This window comes from Bacillus sp. JJ1474 (assembly GCF_036965225.1).
Classification (GTDB): domain Bacteria; phylum Bacillota; class Bacilli; order Bacillales; family Cytobacillaceae; genus Cytobacillus.
In genome coordinates, this window is sequence record NZ_JBALPC010000066.1 from 15,464 (window position 1) to 42,209 (window position 26,746).

Below are 26,746 nucleotides of genomic sequence, written 5' to 3' on the forward strand. Positions count from 1 at the left end.
AATACAGCACATGTTTTTAAACCGATGCATAATTTATGAGAGAACTAGACTATATTCTTTAGAAGGCCCTCCTGAAATGGCAGCTTTTCGATGCCATATGTAGGCTTGATGGGGCTAATTGGAGTGACTTTAGTTGAACATAAACATTATGGATATTGTCGGGAGGGTTTCTTACCATTGTGATATTCTGTTTCGGGTCATCGATTTTCGGGAACAGAATGGGCAAAAATATGCCATCCTTTATGGGGAAGACATTCGGCTAATTGCAGACGCGCCTATTGAGGACTTAATTACAATTAGTCCATCGACAAGGGCAAAGATTGCTGAGGAGTATCATTCCATGGAAGAGCAGTCTCTCCAGCTATTCCGTCAGGATGTCGAGCTGATCAAGCAAAAACAAGAGTATGAAGCCACAGACGGCTACAGCAAATCATTGAGCTATTTTCAAATGCCTGGAAGAGTCCTTCACCTTGATGGGGATCCGGCTTATTTAGAAAAATGCTTAAATTTATATGAAAAAATAGGTGTCCCAGTGACGGGCATTCATTGCAATGAAAAGGAAATGCCGCTGAGGATTGGGCAGCTTATTGACTACTATAGACCAGATATTCTTGTGGTCACCGGCCATGATGCCTATTCAAAGGCAAAGGGGAAAAAATCAGATATTAACGCCTATCGCCATTCTAAACAATTTGCACAAACGGTTAGAGAAGCAAGAAAGAAGGTCCCTCATTTAGATCAGCTAGTCATTTTTGCAGGCGCATGCCAGTCTCATTTTGAATCCATCATCCTAGCAGGCGCTAATTTTGCCAGCTCCCCTTATAGAGTGAATATACATGCGCTAGATCCGGTATATATAGTGGCAAAAGTTAGTTTTACTCCTTTTATGGAGCGAATAAATGTATGGGATGTTTTACGAAATACACTAACAGGAGAAAAGGGCCTGGGCGGAATAGAAACAAAAGGAGTTTTGAGAACAGGAATGCCATTTAATAGTGAACATCATAATGAGTCCTAAATGATAAACCGTTCTTACTCGAGGCGGTTTGTTTTTTTGTAGAAAAAGTTGGCATATTTCTTTGGAAATAGCGTACATATTCTAAGATGAATAAGGATAAGCTAAAAATGTTGAAAAATAGAAGAAATTGTGGACGAAAATATATTGACAATCTTTTTTAAAGACTGTTATAATTTATATTTTTATTTGACTCCACTGTGTCAGTGTGATATACTTAACATAGTGAGGTGGAACGAATGGCAAAAACATTATTGGATATCAAAAAAGCTCTTGATTCAAACCTTGGGAAAAGATTATTGCTCAAGGCTAATGGTGGAAGAAGGAAGACGATTGAGCGTTCAGGTGTTTTAGCAGAAACGTACCCTTCTGTATTTGTGATTGAGCTGGATCAGGATGAAAATGCGTTTGAACGTGTATCCTACAGCTACGCAGATGTTCTAACAGAAACTGTTCAAATTACATTCTACGAAGATACAACAGGACGAGTTGCTTTAAATTAATATAAATTTTTTTTGCTTCAAAGCGGCGAACGAATGTTTGTCGCTGTTTTTTTGTAAAAAAACGATTTAACTCTTATGAATAAACATTGAACGTTCATACTATAATTACCGCAGTGTGAAAGGAGATGTTAATCATAGGCAGGCGAAAAGGGATTATGACAGAAGGCTTTAAAGAGGAGCTAGCAAAGGAACTTGGCTTTTATGATGTTGTGCAAAGAGAAGGCTGGGGCGGTATTAAAGCGAAGGATGCTGGAAATATGGTTAAACGAGCAGTTGAAATTGCACAGCAAAGCCTAAAGAATAATCGGTAACCTTTTGAAGCTTAACATAAACTGTATATAAAACAGATCGTGATTAATAGCGAAATGGATTTACTGCGGTGTGCCGGGGCTAATGCTCCGGCACTTTTTTATAGAAATTTAGACAAAAAGAACAACTTTTTATGAAGAAAGTCTAATCAGGACGTCTTACTTTTGTTGTTTTGTGGTAAAATAGGACAAAAAATGGAGACGTTTTGTCAAAGTAGGTGAAGATGTTGAAGCTTTTAGTAAAGGCACCGGCTAAAATTAATTTATCTTTGGATGTCTTGCATAAACGTGTGGACGGCTATCATGAAGTTGAAATGATAATGACAACCATTGATCTAGCCGATCGCCTTGAATTAACTTTATTAGAGCAAGAGGATATCAAGATCATTTCCCATAACCGTTTTGTACCGGATGATCAGCGAAATCTTGCTTACCAAGCGGCACTTCTTTTAAAAGAGCGGTTTCAGGTGAAAAAGGGAGTCGCCATTACAATTGAAAAAGCCATCCCAGTCGCTGCAGGGCTTGCTGGAGGGAGCAGTGATGCTGCTGCTGTATTAAGAGGGCTGAATAAGCTATGGGATCTTGGATTAAGTTTAGATGAACTCGCTGTGATTGGAGCGGAAATTGGCTCGGATGTTTCATTCTGCGTTTACGGAGGAACGGCCCTTGCTACTGGAAGAGGGGAAGTAATTAAAGAACTTCCTGCCGCGCCGACTTGCTGGGTCATACTGGCTAAACCCTTTATCGGGGTGTCAACAGCAGATGTGTATCGAAGACTTCAATTAGATGGAGTGAATCATCCGAAAACAAAAGAAATGATTCAGGCAATAGAAGCCGGAAGTTATGAACAGGTTTGCGGTCTAGTTGGAAATGTGCTAGAAGACGTTACCTTCCGGCTGCATCCTGAGGTAGCACAAATTAAAGAGCAAATAAGAAGATTTGGTGCAGATGCTGTTTTGATGAGCGGCAGTGGGCCGACTGTATTCGGACTTGTTCGCCATGACTCTAGAATGCAGCGAATTTATAATGGTTTGAGAGGCTTCTGTGATCAGGTATTCGCAGTAAGAATGCTTGGAGAACGACATAGACTTGATTAAATCCGGATAATGGTGATATATTAACAATAAAATATTCGGATTTGGGGGTCCTATGATGAAGTTTCGTCGAAGTGAGCGTTTAATTGATATGACGAATTATTTATTAGAACATCCAAGACAATTGGTTTCATTAACTTATTTCTCAGAAAGATATAAATCAGCTAAGTCCTCCATCAGTGAAGATTTAGCGATTATTAAGGATACATTTGAACAACGGGGAATTGGAACGTTACAAACGGTTCCGGGTGCAGCAGGCGGTGTGAAATTTCATGTCAAAGTATCGAATGAGGAAGCAAAATCATTCATATCGGAGCTTTGTGAGTTAATTGCCAGTCCTGATCGGTTATTACCTGGTGGCTATTTATACATGACAGATATAATAGGAAATCCTTCTATTGTGAATCGGGTCGGGCGTTTATTTGCTTCTGCTTTTGAGGAAACACCCATTGATGTTGTCATGACTGTAGCAACGAAGGGAATTTCTTTAGCTTATGCAGTAGCCAATTATTTAAATGTCCCTGTTGTCATCGTTAGAAAGGACAGTAAAGTCACAGAAGGCTCAACGGTCAGTATTAATTATGTATCTGGCTCATCCAGAAGACTATCAACGATGATGCTTTCAAAGAGAAGCTTGGCAGAAGGTTCTAGAGTGCTTATTGTCGATGACTTCATGAGGGGTGGAGGCACCATCAATGGAATGGTCAGCATGCTTGAGGAATTTAAAGCCTATGTTGCAGGCATAGCTGTTTTAGTGGAAGCAGAAAAGTCAGAGGAACGTCTCGTGGATGAATATTTATCTCTTCTGCGATTATCAGATGTTGATGAAAAGGAAAAGAAGATCAATGTGAATGAAGGTAATTATTTTAAAAAATAAATGATTATCAAATTATATTTGAGGGGGATACAAATATGAAATATGTTCAAACTGCAAGTGCACCAGCCGCAATTGGTCCATATTCACAAGGAATCATCGTAAACAACTTATTTTACAGCTCAGGTCAAATTCCGTTAACGGCTGAGGGTGTCCTAGTGGAAGGAGACGTTATCGCTCAGACTCATCAAGTGTTCAAAAATCTGCAGGCTGTACTTGAGGAGGCAGGCGCGTCTTTAGAAACAGTCGTGAAGGCAACCGTATTTATTAAAAATATGGACGACTTTGGTGCAATTAATGAAGTATACGGAGAATACTTCCATACCCATAAGCCTGCACGCTCTTGTGTAGAAGTTGCTCGATTGCCTAAGGATGTTTTAATAGAAATCGAAGTAGTAGCTCTTGTAAAATAGCAGGTAAAATAAAAAACAAGCTCGTTGAATTCGCGAGCTTGTTTTTTTATAGGTATAAAGCTTCGTAGTTCAGACGCTTTTACTATTTATTGTATAATTTTTGGTAGAATAGTCATAATGGATATGGGGTAATAAATAGAACTTCATCATTTGGAATAAAAGATTCTAAAAATTTTTTCGATTCAAGCAGGAAAAACTGAGTATATGTGGAATTAAATAGAGTAAGATGTGTATCTTTTAGCAAAGGTGGTGAACAGAATGGAAGTAACTGACGTAAGATTGCGCCGCGTTAATACAGATGGCCGAATGAGGGCGATTGCCTCTATTACTTTAGATCATGAATTTGTTGTTCACGATATTCGAGTAATTGATGGGAATAATGGATTATTTGTTGCAATGCCTAGCAAACGTACTCCGGATGGCGAGTTTAGGGATATTGCTCACCCTATTAACTCAGGAACACGGGGGAAAATCCAAGAGGCTGTATTATCAGAATACCACCGTTTAGGTGAATTAGAAGTTGAATTTGAAGAAGCAGGAGCTTCCTAATAATAAACAACTAGAGCCTACTTCATAAGTAAGGCTCTTTTTTGTTATTCGATTGTGTATAGCACTCCTCTCCTAATTCCCCATTACTCTTCATTTCAAACCTATCATTTTTATGAAAAAGCTCTGCGATTATGCTGTCTTTACCCACCTTCCTTCCTTCAAATGGAAATAATTCAATCATTATCATGTAAAAAATATGTAGTTTTTTGTCATTCCTTGAAATATGACCGTTTATAAGATATATTTTTAATGGACAAAAAGGTTGTAAGAAAGAAAAATGCGGATGGAATTAACATCTAATATATTCGTAAATAAGTGAGTGAACCAATATAATGATAAAGGAGTATTGGGGCTTCACGCTGCCTTAATTTGTTCTGAAGGCGCTTGCGCTTTTCTAGAAATGGGCGATATTATATATTTCACTTGAAATGGGGGCCTGTCTGTGTATAATCGTTATGCGGTCATTTTAGCCGCGGGCCAAGGGACGAGAATGAAGTCTAAGCTTTATAAAGTCCTGCATCCTGTGTGTGGAAAGCCGATGGTTCAACATGTGGTTGATCAAGTTTCAAAGCTTAATATAGAGGAAATTGTAACGATCATTGGTCATGGGGCGGAATTGGTACAGGCACAACTCGGTGACAACATTAAGTATGCACTGCAGAAGGAACAGCTAGGTACGGCTCATGCTGTCATGCAGGCAAAGGAAATGCTTGATGGGAAAGAAGGCGTTACGATTGTCGTTTGTGGAGATACTCCGCTTATCGCACATGAAACAATGGAGGCACTCTATAAACACCACGAGGACAAAGGCGCTAAAGCAACGGTACTGACTGCTTGGGCCGACAATCCTGCTGGCTATGGACGCATCGTCCGAAATGAAAGCGGACATGTCGAGAAGATAGTCGAGCATAAAGACGCGACAGAAGAAGAACGAAAGATTCAAGAGATCAATACGGGTACTTATTGTTTTGATAATCAAGCTTTATTTCAAGCCTTAAGCCTGGTAAGCAATGATAATGTCCAGGGCGAATATTATTTGCCGGATGTCATTGAGATTTTGAAAAATGAAGGAGCCCCTATTGCAGCTTTCCAAACCGCTGAATTTGAGGAGACTCTTGGTGTGAATGACAGGGTTGCTCTTTCTGAGGCGGAACGATTGATGAGAAAGAGAATAAATGAGTTCCACATGCGAAATGGCGTGTCAATCATTGATCCATCCAATACGTATATTGATTCCGATATATCGATAGGAATGGATACGATCATATACCCTGGCACGATTCTTTCTGGCAAAACAGCGATCGGATCTAATTGTGTCATTGGTCCTCATAGTGAGATTTCAGATTGTACGGTTGGTGATCATACCACGATCCGGCAATCTGCAGCTTTTGACAGTCAAATTGGTTCTGATGTCCAAATTGGGCCATTTGCTCATATCCGTCCGAAATCTGACATTCATGGGCATGTGAAAATTGGAAACTTTGTTGAAGTGAAAAAAGCTGTTTTCGGTGAAGGAAGCAAGGCATCTCATTTAAGCTATATAGGGGATGCTGAAGTCGGCCGCGATGTAAATATTGGTTGCGGCACGATTACAGTCAACTACGATGGGAAAAATAAATTCCTGACGAAGATAGAAGATGGAGTTTTCGTAGGCTGCAATTCTAATCTCGTGGCACCAGTAACCATTGGGGAAAATGCCTATGTTGCAGCGGGCTCAACGATAACAGAGGATGTTCCTGGAGGGGCTTTATCCATCGCAAGGGCGCGTCAAGTAAATAAAGAGAATTATGCAGAAAAACTAAACGGCAAGAAATAATTCAGGTGGAGGCTTAACATGTCTAATCAATATTTAGATCCAAATTTAAAGGTTTTTAGTCTTAATTCTAACCGTGAATTGGCAAAAGAAATTGCTAATGTTATCGGAGTAGAGCTTGGAAAATGTTCAGTGCAGCGTTTTAGCGATGGAGAAATTACAATTAATATCGAAGAAAGCATTCGTGGATGTGATGTTTATGTGATTCAATCTACAAGCTCTCCAGTGAATGAACATTTAATGGAGCTCCTCATTATGATTGATGCCCTAAAACGTGCATCGGCAAAAACGATTAATATTGTTATGCCTTATTATGGGTATGCACGTCAAGATCGTAAAGCTAGAGCCCGTGAACCAATTACGGCAAAGCTTGTCGCAAACTTACTTGAAACAGCAGGTGCAACACGTGTTATTACACTTGACTTGCATGCTCCGCAAATTCAAGGTTTCTTCGACATTCCAATTGATCATTTAATGGGTGTTCCGATTCTTTCTGATTACTTTAAAGATAAAGCTATGAATAACGATGTTGTTATCGTATCACCAGACCATGGCGGTGTAACCAGAGCAAGAAAGCTTGCTGAACGATTAAAAGCTCCGATTGCCATTATTGATAAGCGCCGTCCGAAGCCGAATGTAGCGGAAATTATGAATATTGTTGGACATATTGATGGAAAAGTAGCTATCTTGATTGATGATATTATTGATACTGCTGGAACGATCACATTAGCTGCAAATGCACTTGTTGAACATGGTGCGTCTGAAGTGTATGCATGCTGTACACATCCAGTATTATCAGGCCCGGCCATTGAGAGAATCCAAAACTCCTCAATTAAAGAGTTAGTTGTGACGAATTCAATCGCCCTTCCAGAAGAAAAGAGAACGGAGAAAATAGTTCAGCTTTCAGTTGCGCCTCTTATTGGAGAAGCAATCATCCGTGTACATGAGGAGCAATCTGTAAGCACACTATTTGATTGATTTAAATATTATTAACAATAGACAGGCATGCTAAATAGCATGCCTGTCTTTATTTGCTCCACAATGTTATACTAAATATTGTTAGAAGGTTTAGACTCCCCCCATTTAGGGCATTTTTTATATAGAGTCTTGATTAATGTAATAAGGAAAGGGGACCTACTTATGACAACTGTTTTACAAGCAAAGGAAAGAAAGGAATTTCGCGGCTCGGTCTTAACGCGTATTCGACAAGAAGGGAATATTCCTGCTGTGGTCTATGGGGCCAAGATTGAAAGTCAATCGATTTATTTTAATGAGAAGGATTTCACGAAAGTAATCCGTCAAGTGGGCAGGAATGGCGTCATTTCATTGGATTTAAGCGGTAAGAAGCATAATGTAGTGTTAAGTGACTATCAGGCAGACCCGATAAAAAATGAGATTATTCATGTTGACTTTCTTGCAGTAGATATGAACCAAGAAATAACTGCTAATGTCCGTATTGCTCTTACTGGAGATGCAGCAGGAGTGAAGGACGGTGGTGTTATGCAGCAGGCTTTACATGAAGTTTCTGTTACAGCTACGCCGGATAACATCCCTCAATCTGTTGATGTCGATGTAACTAGTCTTCAGGTTAATGAAACGTTAACAATTGGTGATATAAAAACAAACCTCAGCTATGAGATCAATAATGAGGAAGAGGAAGTCATTGCTTCTATTCTTCCACCTAGACAAGAAGAAGAAATTCATAGCGGTGAACAGCAGGCTGGTGGAACTCCGGAAAATGAAGAAGGCAGAGAAACTAAGGCTAGTGAATAATAAAGGTTAAAATAGATGAGTTCCTTGCAATGAATAAGGGGCTGACCCGAAAAATGATTGGTCAGCCCTATTTTCACGTTCAGTGCTCTGTGCTTTTTATAATAAGAGGTGGAATCATGAAACTAATAGTAGGGCTAGGGAACCCTGGGAAGCAGTATGAGAAAACAAGGCATAATATTGGTTTTGAGGTCATTGATGCACTTTCAGAGAAGTTTAATATCCCTCTTGACCAGGCGAAATTCCAGGGGGTTTATGGAGTGGGCCATGTAAATGGGGAAAAGGTATATTTATTAAAGCCGCTTACATATATGAACCTTTCAGGTGAATCTATTGTTCCGTTAATGGATTATTTCGAAATTGACAATGATGAGCTTGTAGTTATCTATGATGATCTAGATCTCCCGGTTGGGAAGATCCGGTTAAGGCAAAAGGGCAGTGCTGGAGGGCATAATGGAATCAAGTCCACCATCGCACATTTGGGTACACAAGAGTTTAACAGAATAAGAGTTGGAATTGACAGGCCGTCGAGCGGGATGAAAGTGTCTGACTATGTGTTAGGGCGCTTTTCAAAAGAAGAGCAGGAGCAAATGGGTGAAGTCATCAAAAGATGTTCAGATGCCTGTGAGGAATGGATCTCTAAGCCGTTTTTACAAATCATGAATGAATTTAATCAATAATTCCTCATATATCTCTACTTTTTTCATAAGATAGTATATCATTCTTATTATGCTGTATAAGCTATTGCCGAATGAATAAGTTCCTTTAGAAACGATCATACTATTGATACTGAGTGTATAATAGGAGGAACAGGCATGGCTATACATTATCATTGCCGCCATTGTGGAGTGGAGATTGGTACGATAGAAGATACCGACATCCACACGGAGCAATTAGGCTTTCATTTATTAAATCATGAGGAACGTCAAGAGATGATTGCGTACGATATGGCGGGCAATCTTCAGGTAAAGGCAATTTGCGAGGATTGTCATGAATTACTACAGAGAAATCCGGAATACCATCAGCATGATTTTCTAATTCAATAACAGGCTTTGGACATCCATCCAAAGCATTTTTCTATTTAATTCAAAAATGCGGAGAACGCTTTGAATAAAAAAGGAACGCAGACTAAGAACGCCACGTCCTGTGGCAACGTCTGCATGACCCGCATCCACGGGCCTCATTCTTCTTAAGAAAGGGAGGGTAGTCATATGAAAGGACTCAAGAATATGATTAGTGGGCAAGATGATCTGCAATCCGTCTTGTCTGGAATTAAGGAAGGGCTTAAGGAGCAGTTAATATCAGGCTTATCCGGTTCTGCAAGGACTTTATTTCTATCATCTGTCTATGAGCAAACACGAAGGCCGGTATTAATCATTACACATAATCTTCTGCAGGCGCAAAAGCTTTATGATGATATCGTTCATCTCGTTAAGGAATCAGAAGTGTTTTTATATCCGGCTAATGAATTAATTGCCGCTGAAATTAGTATTGCCAGCCCAGAATTAAAGGCACAGCGAATCGAAGTGTTAAATTATTGGAGTAAAAGTAAAAATGGAATATTAATTGCACCAATGGCAGCCTTAAGGAAAATTCTTCCACCAGCCTCTCTCTGGAGAAAAAGTCAGCTTACCTTAAAGATAGGAGATGAACTTCAGGAGGAGCAGCTTCTAACATTCGTCCAAATGGGCTACTCGCGTGTGAGCATGGTTTCGTCTCCCGGTGAGTTTAGTGTAAGAGGCGGAATTATTGATATCTATCCATTAACAGAATCCGATCCCATTCGAATTGAATTATTTGATACAGAAGTAGATTCTATTCGATCGTTTTCATTGGAAGATCAACGGTCCAAGGAAAAAATATCTGAAGTTACAATTGGTCCCGCAACTGAATATCCATTAACAGTTGAGCACTTTCAGAAAATGATTGAAAAGATTGAAGCGGGATTAGGCATAAGCCTAAAGAAGTTAAAGGATGAAAAAGTAAAAACATTGCTCACACAGAACATCGGATACGAGCTTGAGCAATTAAGAATGGGGAGCAAGCCTAACCAGCTATTTAAGTATCTCTCTTTTGCATATGAAAAAGAAAATAGTTTAGTAGACTATCTTCCAGAAAATGCGCTGATTTTCATCGATGAAATTAGCAGAGTTCAAGAAATGAATGACTCTCTTGAAAAGGAAGAGGCCGAGTGGTATACAAGTCTATTAGGTGAGGGGCAAATGATTCATGATGTGAAAATATCCCATAATTTAAAGGGGTTTTTACAGCAAAAGAAACAGCCGCTCATTTATTTGTCATTGTTTCTAAGACATATCCCAAATACGAATCCGCAAAATATTATTAATATTTCCTGTAAACAAATGCAAAACTTCCACGGTCAAATGAATGTCCTCAAAGGGGAAATTGAACGATGGAGAAAAGGAAATTACACGGTCATCTTTTTAGGCTCTGATGAAGAAAGAGTGAAGAAGCTTCAAAGAGTTTTGGAAGACTATGAAATCGAAGCATTCTATATCAAGAATGATCAGCCTCTCCTTTTAGGAAAGGTTCAAATTATGGCAGGTGGTTTGTTAACTGGATTCGAGCTACCAAGCCAAAGATTTGCGGTCATTACAGAAGAAGAGCTTTTTAATAAAAGAACGAAAAAGCAGACCCGCCGTCAAAAGCTGTCTAATGCGGAACGGATTAAAAGCTATTCCGAGTTAAAAGTTGGAGATCATGTCGTTCATGTGAATCACGGGATAGGAAAATATTTAGGAATTGAAACACTTGAAATTAATGGGGTTCATAAGGATTATCTCCATATTCGTTATCACGGTACGGATAAGCTTTATGTTCCAGTCGAGCAAATTGATCTTATTCAAAAATATGTAGGCTCCGAAGCAAAGGAACCTAAATTATATAAGCTTGGCGGAAGCGATTGGAAGAGGGTTAAGAAGAAGGTTGAATCCTCTGTACAAGATATTGCAGATGACTTAATTAAGCTTTATGCAGAGCGAGAAGCATCGAAAGGACATGCTTTTAGCCCAGATGGGGAGATGCAGCGGGAATTCGAGGCAGCCTTTGCATATCAAGAAACAGAGGATCAGCTTCGTTCCATTCACGAAATTAAAAGAGATATGGAAAGAGAGCGCCCGATGGACCGGTTATTATGCGGGGATGTGGGCTATGGGAAAACAGAAGTAGCGATTCGTGCTGCCTTCAAAGCGATCGCCGATGGAAAACAAGTAGCTTTCCTTGTTCCGACAACTATCCTTGCTCAGCAGCATTACGAAACAATGAGAGAGCGCTTTCAGGATTATCCGATCGAGGTCGGATTGCTAAGCCGATTTAAATCTAGGAAACAGCAAACAGAAACGATCAAAGGTTTAAAGGTGGGGACCATTGATGTGGTAGTCGGGACTCATCGTATTCTTTCAAAGGACATTTCGTATCGAGACCTAGGCCTGCTTATTGTCGATGAGGAACAGCGGTTTGGGGTCACACATAAGGAGAAAATAAAACAGCTGAAAACAAATGTGGATGTTCTAACATTAACGGCTACACCTATTCCTAGAACTCTTCATATGTCGATGCTCGGCGTGCGTGATTTATCGGTCATCGAAACTCCTCCGGAAAATCGCTTTCCTATTCAGACATATGTGATGGAGTATAATGGAGGAATTGTACGAGAGGCGATTGAAAGAGAGCTTGCTCGCGATGGGCAGATTTATTTCCTTTATAACCGAGTAGAGGATATAGAACGGAAAGCGGAGGAAATATCTATGCTTGTTCCAGACGCAAGAGTGACCTATGCCCATGGGAAAATGACTGAAAATGAGCTCGAATCGGTTATGCTAGGTTTCCTTTCCGGCGAATATGATGTACTTGTGAGCACGACAATCATTGAGACTGGGGTAGATATCCCAAATGTCAACACGCTCATTGTTCACGATGCCGATAAAATGGGGCTATCACAGCTTTATCAGCTGAGAGGAAGGGTTGGCCGTTCTAATCGGGTCGCCTACGCGTATTTTACCTATAGAAAAGATAAAGTACTAACCGAGGTAGCTGAGAAGCGGCTCCAGGCTATTAAAGAATTTACAGAGCTTGGCTCCGGATTCAAAATTGCCATGCGTGACCTGTCCATTAGGGGCGCGGGAAATTTATTAGGTGCTGAACAGCATGGCTTCATTGATTCTGTTGGGTTTGATTTATATTCGCAAATGCTTAAGGAAGCGATCGAAAATAGGAAAGGCAATCTGGAGCATGAGAATAAGCAGAGGCTCGAAATTGATCTAGAATTAGATGCTTATATTCCTGATTCCTATATTTCAGATGGCCATCAAAAGATTGAAATGTATAAACGCTTTAGAGGTGCTTCAAGTATAGAGGATATCGAGGAGCTTCATGATGAAATGCTCGATCGATTCGGAGAATACCCTGAAGAGGTTGCCTATTTATTCCAAGTCGCACAAATGAAGGTTCTTGGAGAGCTTGCCGGAGTGGAAACGATTAAACAGAGTAAACAAGAAATACTGATTCTGCAATCAGAAAAGGCAAGCGAACGAATAGACGGTCCGAAAATCTTTGAAGTCACAAGTAAATTTGGACGTACAGTAGGGCTTGGGATGGATGGAAAAAAACTCAAGGCAGTACTCCATATAAAAGGAATCAAACCAAATGAATGGTTAAAAATAGCCTTTGAAGTGGTACAAGGGATGAAGGATTCCGTTAAAGAACAGCATAGTCAGGCATTATAAATTCTAATGCCCCTTAAATAAATAAGCAGAGCAAAAGCCCTAAAAGCTTTCAAATATGTTTACTCATGGAAAACGAAGGGTATTTCTTTAGAAAAACCACCAAAGTTCATCTAAGTACAGAAAACGATCCAGATGATTTTTCCGAGTTTTAATGGAAAGATAAACTCGAGAAAAAATAATTGAACGTGTATAGAACTTTCCATATGAAAGATACTAAGTTCAAACATGGCGATGTATTCAATTTCTCCCAATTTTGAATCATGGCCAGATAAGAAAAGCTGAAAATTGCGCGCTTTCAGTGCGGGACTCCAACCTTGGGCATTATACTTTAGTACAATGCGCCAGAAGTCGGACATCTGTCTGAATTTGGAAAATCCTTTTTCTTATTTCTATAAAAAATCATCAGATGAAAGTGAGGCAACATTGGATGAAAGCAACTGGTATTGTTCGTCGAATCGATGATTTAGGGCGTGTGGTTATTCCTAAGGAAATTCGCAGAACGCTGCGTATTCGTGAAGGAGACCCATTAGAAATTTTCGTTGACCGTGATGGAGAGGTCATTTTGAAGAAGTACTCACCGATCAGTGAACTAAGCGACTTTGCAAAAGAGTATGCGGAGGCACTGTTTGACAGCTTAGGAAACCCAGTATTAATTTGTGACAGAGATACATATATCACTGTTGCAGGGGGATCCAAGAAGGAATACTTAAACAAAAACATTAGTGAATTAGTAGAGAAGACGATGGAGGACCGTAGTTCAGTCCTTATAACACAATCAGGTGAATTTGCACTGGTTGATGGTCATACTGAAGCCATTTCTTCCTACACCATTGGACCAATCATTGCAAATGGAGATCCAATTGGTGCTGTGATCATCTATGCCAAAGAAGATACGTTAGGAGAAGTTGAGCAAAAGGCTGTAGAAACAGCTGCAGGATTTTTAGCAAGACAAATGGAATCATAAGGTGAAACTTCCATCAGTGGGCCTCCATATAATTGGGGGCCCACTGATGGTTTTTCGGGTTGGCTGCCCTTTAAATTAATAAACTGTTATATATGTGCTCCTGCGCCATAGTATACTCGGGGAAGCGTTGTTCAGCTCGTCGCATGGCAGCACGAGGTAAATTCAATGAAGTGACTCATGGGGGCAATTAAGTAAGCAGCCATGTTATAATACTTTCGAATGTAAGATTTGGAAGGAGAGGGGCAATGGGTCCCGAGAAAAAAGCTATAGAATTATTTAAAGGGGCTTTCGTTTTAACTTTTGCCGCATTAATCGTAAAAATATTAAGCGCCGTCTACCGCGTACCGTTTCAAAATATTGTGGGAGATGTTGGTTTTTATATTTATCAGCAAGTTTATCCGTTTTATGGAGTTGCCCTTGCTTTATCTACATATGGTTTTCCGGTTGTGATTTCAAAGCTTTACACGGAGCTTTCGAGCCGGGAGGAAAAAAATGGGGCACAGCATCTATTTTTCACATCCGCCCTAATATTATTTATAATCGGATTTATTTGTTTTGCTTTTCTTTTCTGGGGCGCGGATTGGCTGGCGGCTCAAATGAAGGATCCTAAGCTTGTGATTTTACTGAAAGTCATTTCAGTCACCTTTTTAATTTTCCCTGTAGTTGCATTGCTGAGAGGCTTTTACCAAGGGAGAGGGAATATGGTTCCTACAGCCATATCCCAAGTGGTTGAGCAATTAATAAGAGTGATTACGATCTTCTTAGCCGCTTTTTTGCTGACAAGTAAGGGATATAGCTTGTACGTTGTAGGAGGAGGAGCGGCGTTCGGCTCTGTAACAGGCGGAATCGCAGCCATTATTGTTCTCATAACGTTTTATTGGATAGGAAGACGGAAATCTCATCTTCCTTTAGCAAAATTTGATATTCAAAAAAACATACAAATAGCTAGGGCTCTTTTGGTACAGGGATTTGCCATATGCGTAAGCAGCTTGCTCCTTGTGTTTTTGCAAATGGCAGATTCTTTAAATCTATATTCGATGCTTATTTCTTCAGGAGTAGATGGTCATGAGGCGAAAGAGCTTAAGGGAATTTATGATCGAGGTCAGCCGCTTATTCAGGTAGGGATGGTGGTTGCCACTTCCATGTCATTATCATTAGTTCCGATTATTACAAGTGGAAAATTAAGGTCAAATTTTGCATTTATGCATGATAACATTCGGCTGGCGCTTAAAATCGCCTTGTTTGTAGGCGTTGCCGCAACAATCGGCTTATGGAGTATTATTCGCCCAACAAATATTATGCTGTTTGAAAACAGCGAGGGTTCAGATGTTTTAGGGGTTTTGAGCCTTATTATTTTGTTAAGCTCCATCATAATGACCGTTACCGCAATATTACAAGGCTTAGGCATTATTCTTTTTCCAGCCTTTGTTATTCTCGGCAGCTTCGTGGTGAAATATGTACTAAATGCAATACTTATTCCGCCATTAGGGACATTGGGAGCAGCGGCAGCCTCGTGTTTGACCTTAAGTTTCATTATGGTCATCTTGCTTGTTAAGCTCCGCAATCAAGTGCGGACTCGGATTTTGAACAAACGATTTATCCTGATTATTGGAATAGCTGCACTTTCTATGTTTATTGCCTTGCGGGTTTATTTATATATGACGGGTTATTTAGCCAGCTTCGAAGAAGGGCGTTTGTTTAATGGCTTTCAGGCATTAAGTGCTGTGGCTGTTGGCGGATTTATTTATCTATGGATTGTATTAAAAGGGAATACCTTTAAAGAAAAAGAGCTTTTAATGCTGCCATTTGGGAGCAAGCTGGTTTTTTTTCTGCCTAAAAGGAATAGGAGATGAACCAATCAATGTCAAAAATCACGATTCTTGGGTTAGGTGCCGGGGATTTAGAGCAACTCCCTCTAGGAGTCTACCGTGCCCTGAAAAGCGCTTCCCCCCTATATCTGCGGACGAAAGAACATCCTGTCGTTATGGAATTGGTGAAGGAGGGGCTTGAATTCTCTTCATTTGACTCTATATATGAAAAACACGAGCAATTTCATGAAGTATATGAAGAAATTTGTTCGAGCCTGCTAGATGAAGCTTTACGCGGAGATGTTACTTATGCAGTACCAGGTCATCCGCTTGTTGCGGAACGCACTGTTCAGCTGTTGCTGGAGAGAGCGGCAGATCATGGAATAACGATAGAAATCGGCGGGGGGCAAAGCTTTCTTGATGCCTTGTTCCAGTCACTTAAAATTGATCCAATCGAGGGTTTTCAGCTGCTTGATGGAACAAGCTTGAAGAAAGATGAGCTAGAAGTGAAGCATCACATGATCATTGGGCAGGTGTATGATCAGTTTGTGGCATCTGAAGTAAAGCTTACACTAATGGATTTATTGCCTTATGATTATAATGTTTTTATTGTGACGGCCGCAGGGAGCAAGGAAGAGCAGCTTCGCAAGGTTCCTTTGTACGAATTGGATCGGGATATGGAGATAAATAATCTTACTTCTATTTATGTTCCTCCCGTAACGGATGAGGCCATTTTGTATAAAAGCTTTTCCAAGCTGCGCGAGATTATTGCCGAGCTTCGCGGGCCAAATGGCTGCCCATGGGATAAAAAACAAACGCATGAGTCATTAAAAAAGTATTTAATCGAAGAAGCGTACGAGCTTATTGAAGCGATTAATGAAGACGATATCGATCATATGGCGGAGGAACTCGGAGATGTCCTTCTGCAGGTCATGCTTCATGCGCAAATAGGGGAGGATGAAGGCTTCTTTTCCATTGAAGATGTGATTGAAGGGATTTCCGGAAAAATGGTACGCCGCCATCCGCATGTATTTGGGGATGTAACCGCTGAGACGGAAGAAGATGTATTAAGAAATTGGCAGGATATTAAGCAGGAAGAAAAGGGCCAATCAGAGGAAAAATCAATCCTTGACGGAATAAGTAAATCCCTTCCCAATTTAATGGGCGCTGCAGAAATTCAGAAAAAGGCAGCAAAGGTTGGCTTTGACTGGGAGGAAGTCGGGCCTGCCTGGGAGAAAGTAAAGGAAGAGCTTCGTGAATTTGAATTAGAGGCGGAAAAAGGAAGCAAGCAAATCGTGAATGAGTTTGGTGATATCCTATTTGCTATCGTGAATATTGCACGTTTTTACCAAATTGACGCTGAAGAAGCTCTGTTTTTAACAAATCAGAAGTTCAAACGCCGCTTTGCTTATGTAGAAAAGAAGGTAAAAGAGAGCGGAAAGCGCTTTGCCGATTACCGGTTAGAGCAATTAGATGAATTCTGGGAAGAAGCAAAACGGTTGGAGAGGAGTCCAGACAATGAGATTAGATAAATTTTTGAAAGTATCCCGATTAATAAAAAGAAGAACGCTGGCAAAAGAGGTTTCCGATCAAGGGAGAATTCTTGTGAATGGCCAGCAGGCAAAGGCAAGCACTGTTGTTAAGGTCGGGGATGAGTTAGTTATCCGCTTTGGGCAAAGAGTAGTCACTGTCAAAATTGACCGGATTCAAGAAACAACGAAAAAAGAAGAAGCTGCAGAAATGTATACGATTGTAAAAGAGGAAAAGGTCGGAGTCGAGGAATAAGTACTCCACTTTTCTATTTGTCTAGCTCCAGCACCTAGGGGCTCGCCGACTAAGTACGCCACGTCCTGTGGCAAAGTCGGCACTAGTACGTCCTGTACGTCGGAGGTCATAAGCCGAGTTAACAAGAAGGTAAAGACCAACCTTCCTGCCAACTCGTCTTATGCTTGTCGCCCCTGATCAAGGTGCTTCCGCTTTTCTATGTTCTATTTCTCATCCCTTTCTCATAACATGTACAAAAAGCTTGTACTTTGTGATTGTGAGGGGATGTAAGATGAGCCAATATTTTGAGCAAAATTCAACAAAGTCGAATGTTCAGGACCACGATGTTATTATGCGTGGAAGAAGGCTTTTGGACATTACAGGGGTTAAACAGGTAGAGAGCTTTGATAATGAGGAATTTTTATTAGATACTGTAATGGGGTTTTTGGCGATTAAAGGTCAGAACCTGCAGATGAAAAATCTTGATGTCGATAAAGGGGTTGTCTCCATAAAAGGGAAAATATTTGATCTCGTTTATTTAGATGATCAGCATGGAGATAAGGCTAAAGGCTTCTTTAGCAAGTTATTCCGATGACTTTATCGACACAATTTATCACCATGCTAGCCATGATTGGCATGGGCAGTGTCTTTGGCGCAGCTCTTGATACTTACAACCGCTTCCTAAAACGCAGTAATCGCAAAAGCTGGATTGTTTTTATCAATGATATCCTCTTTTGGGTTGTACAAGGGCTGGCTATTTTTTATATTTTATTTATCGTCAATCGCGGAGAACTGAGATTTTATATATTTATTGCCCTTTTATGCGGCTTTGCGGCCTATCAAAGTTTATTTAAAGGATTATATGTGCGTCTTCTGGAGATTCTTATTTCGGTAATTGTCGCTATTTATCGCTTTTTATTAAAATTGTTTCATTATATGATCTATAAACCAGTAAGAGGACTCATATTTGCTGTTATTTCTTTACTTTTAATGATAAAGAAGGGACTAGTGGCTCTTTTAATATTAATATTCAGGATTATTTTATTCATATGTAAGATTATTCTTCTCCCTTTCAAGTGGCTTTTGTTATTATTTTGGAAAGTTTTGCCGAAAGGTCTTAAAAAATCAGTCGAGAAGATTTATAATAGAATGGCAGGAGTTTTACGAAAGATAAAGAATCATTTAACTAAGTGGATAACAATCCTGAAAAAATATAAAAAGTAAGGAGGGGTGCGAGATGGGGGCTATCAAGAAAAGAAATGTAGCCAAAATTCATACAAGCTATGTCAAGCAGCAGGAGGCCGAAGAAATTCATGCTGGAAGGAAGAGACGACTCTTATATAGAAGATTAACAGTCTTCTTCACGGGTGCCATCGCTCTATCCTTTTTCATGATATCCACGCTCGTTTCGCAATCCTCATCGATCGAAGCAAAGACAGTGGAGAAACAGAAGCTAGAACAGGAATTGGCTTTATTAGAGAAAAAGGAAGTGGCCCTGGAGGAGGAAATTGTCAAGCTGAATGATGATGAATACATAGCCAAGCTTGCTAGAAAGGATTACTTCCTTTCGGATAACAATGAGGTCATTTTTAATTTGCCGGAGTTAAAGGAAAAAGAGGAAAAAAAGGATTCAACTTCTAATTAGCCCTTGTATTGAACTCTTTTCTTAAGTTCGGTATAATATGTAGTAAGTATTTTTATATCTTTCAAGGAGGCAATTTCTTTTTATGTCAATCGAAGTGGGCAGCAAGTTACAAGGAAAGGTAACAGGAATTACAAATTTCGGAGCGTTTGTGGAGTTACCGGAAGGCTCAACAGGTCTGGTGCACATTAGCGAGGTCGCTGACAATTATGTGAAGGACATTAATGATCACCTTAAAGTTGGCGACCAGGTCGAAGTGAAAGTTATTAATGTCGAAAAGGATGGAAAGATCGGTCTTTCCATTAAAAAGGCAAAGGATCGGCCTGAAAGACCAGATAGACCAGATAGACCGGAAAGACCTGAAAGAGGCGAAAGAAGAGAGTCTAGAGGACATTCACATTCTCAACGTCCACGTCAAGGCAGAGCAAACGATAATCGTCCATCAAGAGAAAATTTCGAATCTAAAATGGCTCGTTTCTTAAAGGATAGTGAAGATCGTCTGTCATCATTAAAACGTAATACTGAATCGAAGCGTGGGGGAAGAGGCGCTAGACGAGGTTAACTTGCTGCTTAGTTGATATATATTTTTAATTTTGCAGGGTTGAACGTTTATGATTCCCATTCAAGACAAGTCGTAAAGGACTTGTCTTTTTTATGCTTTTATAGAACATTTTGTTTCCTTTTTGTGCTTTACGGAGAAATGAGTCGAACGAAAAATAGAAGCCTGTCCGCTCTTTTGACAAACTTCTAGCCCCATTGAATTTATAATAAGCAATACGATAAAGGATGGGGAGTGTAATAAAATGGAAAAGGTAGAAAGGAATTTAGTCGAGCCGATCGGAGAAGTAAATTTAGACAGACCAAAATTGGAATTCGCAAAAGGATTGAATAAATTTCAGTTAGGGATGGAAACCTTTTTCTTCAAAAAGGGCTATCTTCTGTTGTTGATTGGCTTTTTACTTGGCAGAGCGTTAATTTTGGCCAAGCTTACTCCTTTTAGTCTCCCGTTTTTTGCTGCGGTTTATTTCATTAGAAGGGATAAAGCCCCCCTCGCATTAGTAGGATTAATTGCTGGTGCTGCTACGATTTCTATCCCAAATGCGGTTTCCGCTTTTGGAATTACCTTTATGTTTCTATTTGTCTTTCGAATGGCAAAAAAGTGGCTCCATAATGAAATGCGAGCATTGCCGTTTTTTGTATTCCTTACATTGCTAGGCGGAAAATTATTAGAGGATTTTATTTTAACAAAAACGCTGACTGTCTATGATGGAATGATGGCAGGGGTGGAAGCAAGCCTTGGCTTCATCCTTACACTTATTTTTATTCAAAGCATTCCGCTGTTATCGATAAGCAAGCGCCGGCAATCGTTGAAAACGGAAGAAATTGTCTGCTTAATCATTATGCTCGCTTCTGTTATGACGGGTACGATTGGCTGGACGGTCTACGATCTTTCTGTTGAACATATTATGTCGAGATACCTAGTCCTGCTTTTTGCCTTTGTTGCCGGAGCAACTGTGGGATCGACAGTGGGAGTGGTAACAGGCTTAATCTTCAGTCTTGCGAATGTTTCCAGCTTCTATCATATGAGCTTGCTTGCGTTTGCGGGCCTTCTTGGCGGTCTATTAAAAGAAGGAAGAAAAATAGGCGTTGCTGCCGGATTGCTGATAGCTACTCTATTAATTGGGATGTACGGAGAAGAAAGCAGTAATCTATTAAAAACAGTTTTGGAAACGTCTGCCGCTATTTTCCTGTTTCTTCTAACCCCTCAAGCATTATCAGCCAAGCTCGCCAAGCATATTCCAGGCACACCTGAGTATGCTGCTGAACAGCAGCAGTATATGCGGAAAATGCGTGATGTTACTGCTCAAAGGGTAGCTCAATTTTCAAATGTCTTTCAGGCCCTTTCAAAAAGCTTTTCCTCCTATGACGAGCCGACTGAATGGAAAGAAGATGAATCCGACCGGGAGCTTGATTACTTTTTAAGTAATGTAACAAGTAAGACCTGTCAATCCTGCTTTAAAAAGGATCATTGCTGGACAAGAAACTTTGATACAACATATGCCTATATGGAAGAGATTATGAATGATTTGGATGAAAATCACGGCGAACTTTCACCTCGGCTTTCAAGAGAATGGGAAAAGCATTGTACAAGGTCGAAGAAAGTGACAGAAACGATTCAGCAGGAGCTCACCTTTTATTATGCAAATCAAAAGCTTAAGAAGCAGGTTCAGGAAAGCAGAAAGCTAGTTGCAGATCAATTACGCGGTGTTTCAGAGGTGATGGGGGATTTTGCAAAAGAAATTCAAAGAGAGCGGGAAAATCATCATAAGCAGGAGGAGCTTATTCTAGAGGCTTTACAGGATTTTGGGATCCATATCGAACAAGTTGAGATTTATAGCCTTGAGCAAAGAAATGTCGATATTGATATGACCATTCCTTACTGCCAAGGGCACGGGGAATGCGAGAAACTGATTGCTCCAATGCTTTCAGATATTTTAGGAGAATCGATTGTTGTGAATTCGGAGGAATGTTCCGCTTATCCGAATGGGTTTTGCCATGTTACTTTCCGATCAGCGAAGGCGTTTACAGTGGAAACGGGGGTTGCGCATGCTGCAAAAGACGGCGGGTTTATCTCAGGTGACAGCTACTCTACGATCGAATTAGGCTGTGGGAAATTTGCGATAGCCATTAGTGACGGAATGGGCAATGGAGAGAGGGCGCATATAGAAAGCAAAGAAACGCTTCAGCTTTTACAAAAAATCTTGCAATCAGGCATTGAGGAAAAGGTGGCGATTAAATCAGTCAACTCTGTATTAGCCTTGCGCACAACAGATGAAATATTCTCAACCTTAGACTTAGCGATGATTGATCTTCAAAACGCGGGAGCTGAATTTCTGAAAATAGGCTCCACCCCAAGCTTTATTAAACGAGGATCTAAAGTTCTAAAGGTCGAAGCTAGTAATCTCCCAATGGGCATATTTCAAGAATTCGAAGTAGATGTTGTGAGTGAGCAGCTTAAGGCCGGTGATCTATTAGTGATGATGAGTGATGGAATCTTTGAAGGGCCGAAGCATGTAGAAAACTTCGACTTGTGGATGAAGAGAAAACTTAGTGAGTTAAAAACGGAAGATCCGCAAGACGTAGCTGATTTGATTATGGAAGAGGTCATTCGATCTAGATCCGGATATATTGAAGACGACATGACAGTAGTTGTAGCCAAGATAAAACATAATACGCCAAAATGGACAAGTATTCCTGTCCATGCATTGCGTAAAAAAGCCAATTAGTTAATTTAACCTAAACATCCGAAAATATGTATAATTCCCCTCCTGAGAGTCGAAAATGATAACGAAAGGCGGAGTGCGCCTGTTTAAATGAACGCAGACTAAGTACGCCACGTCCTGTGGCAACGTCTGCATGACCCGCATCCTGCGGGCCTCAAGCATAAGACAAGCCGGCAGAAAGGTTGTACTTTAACCTTTTTGTCGGATTGGCTTATGACCTCGAGCCGATGGCGCACGCAGCTAGACAATTCTCAAATTCGAAAAAGCCAAATTATTTTATTTTAATGGAGGGGAGACCTTATGAAAACTGGCACGTTAAAGCAAATATTACTGATAACAGATGGATGCTCTAACCAAGGCGAGGATCCGATGGCGATGGCTGCTCTGGCAAAGGAGCAAGGAATTACGGTAAATGTCATAGGAGTCATGGAAAAAGACGTATTAGATGAAAAGAGCATGAGTGAAATTGAAGGGATTGCCATGTCAGGAGGAGGCATCAGTCAGATTGTCTATGCCAAGCAGCTTTCCCAAACGGTCCAAATGGTTACGAGGAAAGCGATGACACAAACACTTCAAGGAGTTGTAAACCGTGAATTGCAGCAAATTCTTGGGGGAGCGAAAACAGTTGAGGATCTTCCGCCTGATCAAAGAGGCGAGGTCATGGAGGTTGTCGATGAGCTTGGAGAAACCGTTGAGCTTGAGGTGCTTGTTTTAGTGGATACGAGCGCTAGTATGGCACATAAGCTCCCTACCGTAAAGGAAGCATTGCTAGATTTATCGTTAAGCCTGAATGCACGTTCTGGAGAAAATCGTTTTTCAGTCTTCGTATTTCCGGGGAAAAAGAAGGAAGTCGAAAAGCTTCTGGATTGGTCCCCTAATCTAGGTGCCCTAACAAGTATTTTCGGGAAATTAACAACAGGCGGCATTACCCCGACTGGCCCTGCCATACGCGAAGCTTTATCTCAATTCAAGAAAAAACGCTCATTAAGGAGTCTGCTTTCCCGTGATGATGAATCATTCTTTGAAGAATCAATTTAAACTTAAACTTGGCACGGTGATCGAAGGAAAGTGGCATCACAATCGGTATACGATTTTAAAGGAGCTTGGTTACGGGGCAAATGGCATCGTGTTTTTAGCTAATTCCGGAGGTCAGCGAGTTGCATTAAAAATGAGTGATAACGGAATGTCCGTAACATCAGAGGTAAATGTACTAAAATCCTTTGCAAAGGTCCCAGGCTCCGCCCTTGGACCTTCTTTGCTTGATGTCGATGATTGGATATGGAAAGGCAGGCAAATATCTTTTTATGTAATGGAATACATCGAAGGACCAGATCTTTTAACGTTTATTCAGGAAAAGGGGCCATCCTGGACAGAGGTTGTCGTTCTCCAGCTCTTAAGTGATTTACATAAGCTACACGAAAGCGGATGGGTATTTGGCGACCTTAAACCAGAAAACTTAATTGTAACAGGACCGCCGCCTAGAATTCGTTGTATCGATGTTGGCGGCACAACGATACAGGGGAGGGCCATTAAGGAATTTACGGAGTTTTTTGATCGGGGGTATTGGGGGCTTGGTTCAAGAAAGGCTGATCCTGCCTATGATCTTTTCGCAGTTGCGATGATTCTAATAAATATTGCCTATCCGAAAAGGTTTCACAAAACATCAGGAGATTTGAAACAGCTCATTTTTATGGTGAGGCAAAAGAAAGAGCTTTTGAAATTCGAAGGCGTTATCTTACATGCTCTACATGGGAAGTTTACTTCAGCAGAAGAAATGCGACAATCCATTTTACAACTGAACCAGCAGCCAGAACCAAAGCCTCAAAAAGTAAATAGAGCCCCGCAAAGGAAGCAAACACAAGTACAAACAAATAATACTACAGTTAGACGTCAATCCTATATAAGGAAGAAAAAGAGGGGAGGCGTTCTGGAAACCATTCTAATCTTTCTAATCATTTCCCTTTTATATGTCATTTATATATATGGACAATTAGTGTAATTTTTGAAAAGAACATCGTGAAAATGTTATGCTTTAAGTAAAATCAAGAAGGAAGAATCATATGCTAGATGCCAAAGTAAGAGCATTTCTTCAGCGAAAAGGCTTGGAGCTGGACAATAAGAAGCTTTTGATAGGGGTTTCAGGCGGGCCTGATTCATTGGCCCTTCTTCACTATTTATGGAGCAAAAAAGATCAGTTTAATCTTCAAATTATAGCTGCTCATGTTGATCACATGTTTAGAGGAGATGAATCATTCGCAGAAGCAAAATTTGTTCAGCAGTTTTGCGAAGCGAGAATGATTCCATTTGAAATGGAACAGGTGAATGTTCCGCAATACATACAAGAAACAGGAAAAAGCTCACAGATTGCAGCAAGAGAGTGCAGATACCGCTTTTTTGAAAAAGTAATGAGTAAGCATAAAACAGATTATCTCGTTTTAGGCCACCACGGAGATGATCAGGTTGAAACTATTCTTATGAGGCTAACAAGAGGAAGTTCGGGGGAAGCTAGGGCAGGAATAGCTTTTTTTAGGCCCTTTGGCAATGGGCAAATCCTCCGCCCCTTTTTATGTCTAAATAGATGGCAAATAGAAATGTATTGTCTGGAGCATGATTTGGACCCGCGACGAGATCCTAGCAATGAAAAGGGGATTTACAGCCGAAACCGCTTTCGTAAGGAAATTATGCCTTTCCTTAGAAAGGAAAATCCCCAGGTTCACGAGCATTTTCAGCGTTTTAGTGAAGAAATTCAAAGCGATGAGTTTTTTTTGCAGGAATTAACTGTCCAAAAAATGAATAAAGTAATGGAAAAGAAATCTGCTCAGGAAATAATCCTGAATATAAAGGACTTTCAAGCAATGCCAATGCCTTTACAAAGGAGAGGTATTCAACTAATATTAAACTATCTTTATAAGAAAAAACCTGCATCTCTATCTGCATTACATACAGAAAATGTTTTTTCATTAATGAGCAGTCCTCATCCATCCGGAACCCTTCATTTCCCAAGCGGTTTGAATATTGTACGTTCATACGAAAGATGTCATTTTCTATTTCGTTCTCATCCTGTACAATCTTATCGTTTTGAAATAGCTGAACCCGGAAAAGTTAGCTTGCCTAACGGCAGCAGTATCGCATTTGAATATACCTATGGTTCAGATGGGAGCTTAAAGCCTCACACCCTTCTATTAGATCGGAACTCCATCTCCTTGCCGATTGTTATTCGCACTAGAGAAAATGGAGACCGTATGACATTGAAAGGTATGCAGGGGTCGAAGAAGGTTAAGGACATTTTTATTGATAAGAAGATGCCGTTGACGGAGCGAAATACTTGGCCGATTGTAACGGATAGCAAAGGTGAAATCCTGTGGATACCAGGGATAAAGGAATCTCAATATTCCATCGGTTACCATCCTGATTCTAGTTATATCCTTTTATCTTATATGGAAAAATGATTTTGATGAATGTATAACAGTAAGTATAGAATTACATTTTATTACAAGCAATGAACTTCTAGGGGGCTCACGAAAGATGAAAAATGATATTGAAAAGGTACTAATTTCAGAAGAAGAAATTCAGGAAAAAATAAAAGCCCTTGCCGCAGAGCTTACAGAGGAGTACAAGGATCGCTTTCCTCTTGCCATTGGCATTTTAAAAGGGGCAATGCCTTTTATGGGTGATCTGTTAAAGCGTATGGACACTTATTTAGAAATGGACTTTATGGATGTTTCCAGCTACGGGAATTCCACTATTTCTTCGGGAGAGGTCAAAATTGTAAAGGATTTGGATACTTCAGTTGAAGGCAGGGACATTCTAATTATTGAAGATATTATCGATAGCGGCTTAACTTTAAGCTACTTAGTTGATTTATTCCGCTACCGTAAGGCAAAGTCCATTAAAATTGTCACTTTACTTGATAAACCAACAGGACGAAAAGCCGATCTTCATGCAGATTATGTTGGCTTTATTGTTCCTGATGAATTTGTCGTAGGCTACGGTTTGGACTACGCTGAAAAGTATCGTAACCTGCCATATATTGGCGTTCTTAAGCCGGAAATATATAGTAACAACAATTAAGCAGAAAAATCAAGTTAATAATGAGGATGCTTTATTTACTTCTAGAATTTTTCCAGTCTTATGAAGGGTAATTCCTTGAATTGTCGCAATTCACTATGCTACTATACATTATAGTTTGTTAACCGTGGG

General features: G+C 40.2%; 26 protein-coding genes. All 26 read left to right on the forward strand.

Features of this window, described 5'->3' with window-relative positions:
- The first annotated feature begins 133 nt into the window (after window positions 1-133).
- The 26 genes from yabG (at window position 134) to hpt (ending at window position 26,617) form a co-directional block, all read left to right on the forward strand.
- On the forward strand, window positions 134-1,018 hold the full coding sequence (gene yabG / locus V7164_RS10065) for a sporulation peptidase YabG (protein ID WP_335345273.1): 885 nt from the start codon (window positions 134-136) through the stop codon (window positions 1,016-1,018).
- Window positions 1,019-1,254: 236 nt separating this feature from the next.
- Window positions 1,255-1,518 carry a biofilm formation stimulator Veg gene (gene veg, locus V7164_RS10070; protein WP_057776771.1) on the forward strand — a complete coding sequence of 88 codons (264 nt, stop codon included), beginning with the start codon at window positions 1,255-1,257 and terminating at the stop codon, window positions 1,516-1,518.
- A 134-nt stretch (window positions 1,519-1,652) separates the two neighbouring features.
- Window positions 1,653-1,829 carry a small, acid-soluble spore protein, alpha/beta type gene (locus V7164_RS10075; RefSeq protein WP_335345289.1) on the forward strand — a complete coding sequence of 59 codons (177 nt, stop codon included), beginning with the start codon at window positions 1,653-1,655 and terminating at the stop codon, window positions 1,827-1,829.
- 224 nt (window positions 1,830-2,053) lie between these two features.
- On the forward strand, window positions 2,054-2,923 hold the full coding sequence (ispE, locus tag V7164_RS10080; RefSeq protein WP_335354031.1) for a 4-(cytidine 5'-diphospho)-2-C-methyl-D-erythritol kinase: 870 nt from the start codon (window positions 2,054-2,056) through the stop codon (window positions 2,921-2,923).
- A gap of 55 nt (window positions 2,924-2,978) precedes the next feature.
- Window positions 2,979-3,797 (forward strand): pur operon repressor, encoded by an 819-nt coding sequence (purR, locus tag V7164_RS10085; protein ID WP_335354032.1) that lies wholly within the window; start codon window positions 2,979-2,981, stop codon window positions 3,795-3,797.
- A gap of 35 nt (window positions 3,798-3,832) precedes the next feature.
- Complete coding sequence (locus V7164_RS10090) at window positions 3,833-4,207, forward strand: RidA family protein (protein WP_335354020.1); 375 nt, start codon at window positions 3,833-3,835, stop codon at window positions 4,205-4,207.
- Window positions 4,208-4,465: 258 nt separating this feature from the next.
- Window positions 4,466-4,756, forward strand: coding sequence for a septation regulator SpoVG (gene spoVG / locus V7164_RS10095; protein ID WP_053479353.1), 291 nt, complete (start codon window positions 4,466-4,468; stop codon window positions 4,754-4,756).
- Between the two features lie 442 nt (window positions 4,757-5,198).
- A complete protein-coding gene (glmU, locus tag V7164_RS10100; RefSeq protein ID WP_335354021.1) occupies window positions 5,199-6,572 on the forward strand; it encodes a bifunctional UDP-N-acetylglucosamine diphosphorylase/glucosamine-1-phosphate N-acetyltransferase GlmU in 1,374 nt (457 codons plus the stop codon).
- Window positions 6,573-6,590: 18 nt separating this feature from the next.
- Window positions 6,591-7,547, forward strand: coding sequence for a ribose-phosphate diphosphokinase (locus V7164_RS10105; RefSeq protein ID WP_335345278.1), 957 nt, complete (start codon window positions 6,591-6,593; stop codon window positions 7,545-7,547).
- Between the two features lie 162 nt (window positions 7,548-7,709).
- Window positions 7,710-8,342 (forward strand): 50S ribosomal protein L25/general stress protein Ctc, encoded by a 633-nt coding sequence (locus V7164_RS10110; RefSeq protein ID WP_335354022.1) that lies wholly within the window; start codon window positions 7,710-7,712, stop codon window positions 8,340-8,342.
- A gap of 116 nt (window positions 8,343-8,458) precedes the next feature.
- Window positions 8,459-9,019 (forward strand): aminoacyl-tRNA hydrolase, encoded by a 561-nt coding sequence (gene pth / locus V7164_RS10115; RefSeq protein ID WP_335345280.1) that lies wholly within the window; start codon window positions 8,459-8,461, stop codon window positions 9,017-9,019.
- A gap of 135 nt (window positions 9,020-9,154) precedes the next feature.
- Window positions 9,155-9,385 carry an anti-sigma-F factor Fin family protein gene (locus V7164_RS10120; protein ID WP_315666815.1) on the forward strand — a complete coding sequence of 77 codons (231 nt, stop codon included), beginning with the start codon at window positions 9,155-9,157 and terminating at the stop codon, window positions 9,383-9,385.
- Between the two features lie 165 nt (window positions 9,386-9,550).
- Window positions 9,551-13,084, forward strand: coding sequence for a transcription-repair coupling factor (gene mfd, locus V7164_RS10125; protein WP_335354023.1), 3,534 nt, complete (start codon window positions 9,551-9,553; stop codon window positions 13,082-13,084).
- Between the two features lie 427 nt (window positions 13,085-13,511).
- Window positions 13,512-14,048, forward strand: coding sequence for a stage V sporulation protein T (gene spoVT / locus V7164_RS10130; protein ID WP_335345282.1), 537 nt, complete (start codon window positions 13,512-13,514; stop codon window positions 14,046-14,048).
- A 245-nt stretch (window positions 14,049-14,293) separates the two neighbouring features.
- A complete protein-coding gene (locus V7164_RS10135) occupies window positions 14,294-15,901 on the forward strand; it encodes a putative polysaccharide biosynthesis protein (RefSeq protein WP_335354024.1) in 1,608 nt (535 codons plus the stop codon).
- 8 nt (window positions 15,902-15,909) lie between these two features.
- A complete protein-coding gene (mazG, locus tag V7164_RS10140; protein ID WP_335354025.1) occupies window positions 15,910-17,388 on the forward strand; it encodes a nucleoside triphosphate pyrophosphohydrolase in 1,479 nt (492 codons plus the stop codon).
- Window positions 17,375-17,641 (forward strand): RNA-binding S4 domain-containing protein, encoded by a 267-nt coding sequence (locus V7164_RS10145; protein ID WP_335345285.1) that lies wholly within the window; start codon window positions 17,375-17,377, stop codon window positions 17,639-17,641. Before mazG ends, V7164_RS10145 begins: the two co-directional genes overlap by 14 nt.
- A gap of 271 nt (window positions 17,642-17,912) precedes the next feature.
- Window positions 17,913-18,215 (forward strand): sporulation protein YabP, encoded by a 303-nt coding sequence (yabP, locus tag V7164_RS10150; RefSeq protein ID WP_335345286.1) that lies wholly within the window; start codon window positions 17,913-17,915, stop codon window positions 18,213-18,215.
- Entirely contained in the window at window positions 18,212-18,844 is a 633-nt protein-coding gene (gene yabQ / locus V7164_RS10155; RefSeq protein ID WP_335354026.1) for a spore cortex biosynthesis protein YabQ, read from the forward strand. Before yabP ends, yabQ begins: the two co-directional genes overlap by 4 nt.
- A gap of 13 nt (window positions 18,845-18,857) precedes the next feature.
- Window positions 18,858-19,265 carry an FtsB family cell division protein gene (locus V7164_RS10160; RefSeq protein WP_335347202.1) on the forward strand — a complete coding sequence of 136 codons (408 nt, stop codon included), beginning with the start codon at window positions 18,858-18,860 and terminating at the stop codon, window positions 19,263-19,265.
- An 82-nt stretch (window positions 19,266-19,347) separates the two neighbouring features.
- On the forward strand, window positions 19,348-19,824 hold the full coding sequence (locus V7164_RS10165; protein WP_335354027.1) for a S1 domain-containing RNA-binding protein: 477 nt from the start codon (window positions 19,348-19,350) through the stop codon (window positions 19,822-19,824).
- A 241-nt stretch (window positions 19,825-20,065) separates the two neighbouring features.
- Window positions 20,066-22,549, forward strand: a complete 2,484-nt coding sequence (gene spoIIE / locus V7164_RS10170) for a stage II sporulation protein E (RefSeq protein WP_335347200.1) — start codon at window positions 20,066-20,068, stop codon at window positions 22,547-22,549.
- A gap of 297 nt (window positions 22,550-22,846) precedes the next feature.
- Complete coding sequence (locus V7164_RS10175; protein WP_335347199.1) at window positions 22,847-23,584, forward strand: vWA domain-containing protein; 738 nt, start codon at window positions 22,847-22,849, stop codon at window positions 23,582-23,584.
- Complete coding sequence (locus V7164_RS10180) at window positions 23,553-24,545, forward strand: serine/threonine protein kinase (protein WP_335347198.1); 993 nt, start codon at window positions 23,553-23,555, stop codon at window positions 24,543-24,545. The genes V7164_RS10175 and V7164_RS10180 overlap by 32 nt, the downstream gene beginning before the upstream one ends.
- Window positions 24,546-24,606: 61 nt before the next feature.
- Window positions 24,607-25,995: a tRNA lysidine(34) synthetase TilS gene (tilS, locus tag V7164_RS10185; RefSeq protein WP_335347197.1), complete on the forward strand. Its 1,389-nt coding sequence runs from the start codon at window positions 24,607-24,609 to the stop codon at window positions 25,993-25,995.
- A gap of 76 nt (window positions 25,996-26,071) precedes the next feature.
- Window positions 26,072-26,617 carry a hypoxanthine phosphoribosyltransferase gene (gene hpt, locus V7164_RS10190; protein WP_335354028.1) on the forward strand — a complete coding sequence of 182 codons (546 nt, stop codon included), beginning with the start codon at window positions 26,072-26,074 and terminating at the stop codon, window positions 26,615-26,617.
- The last annotated feature ends 129 nt before the right edge of the window (window positions 26,618-26,746 follow it).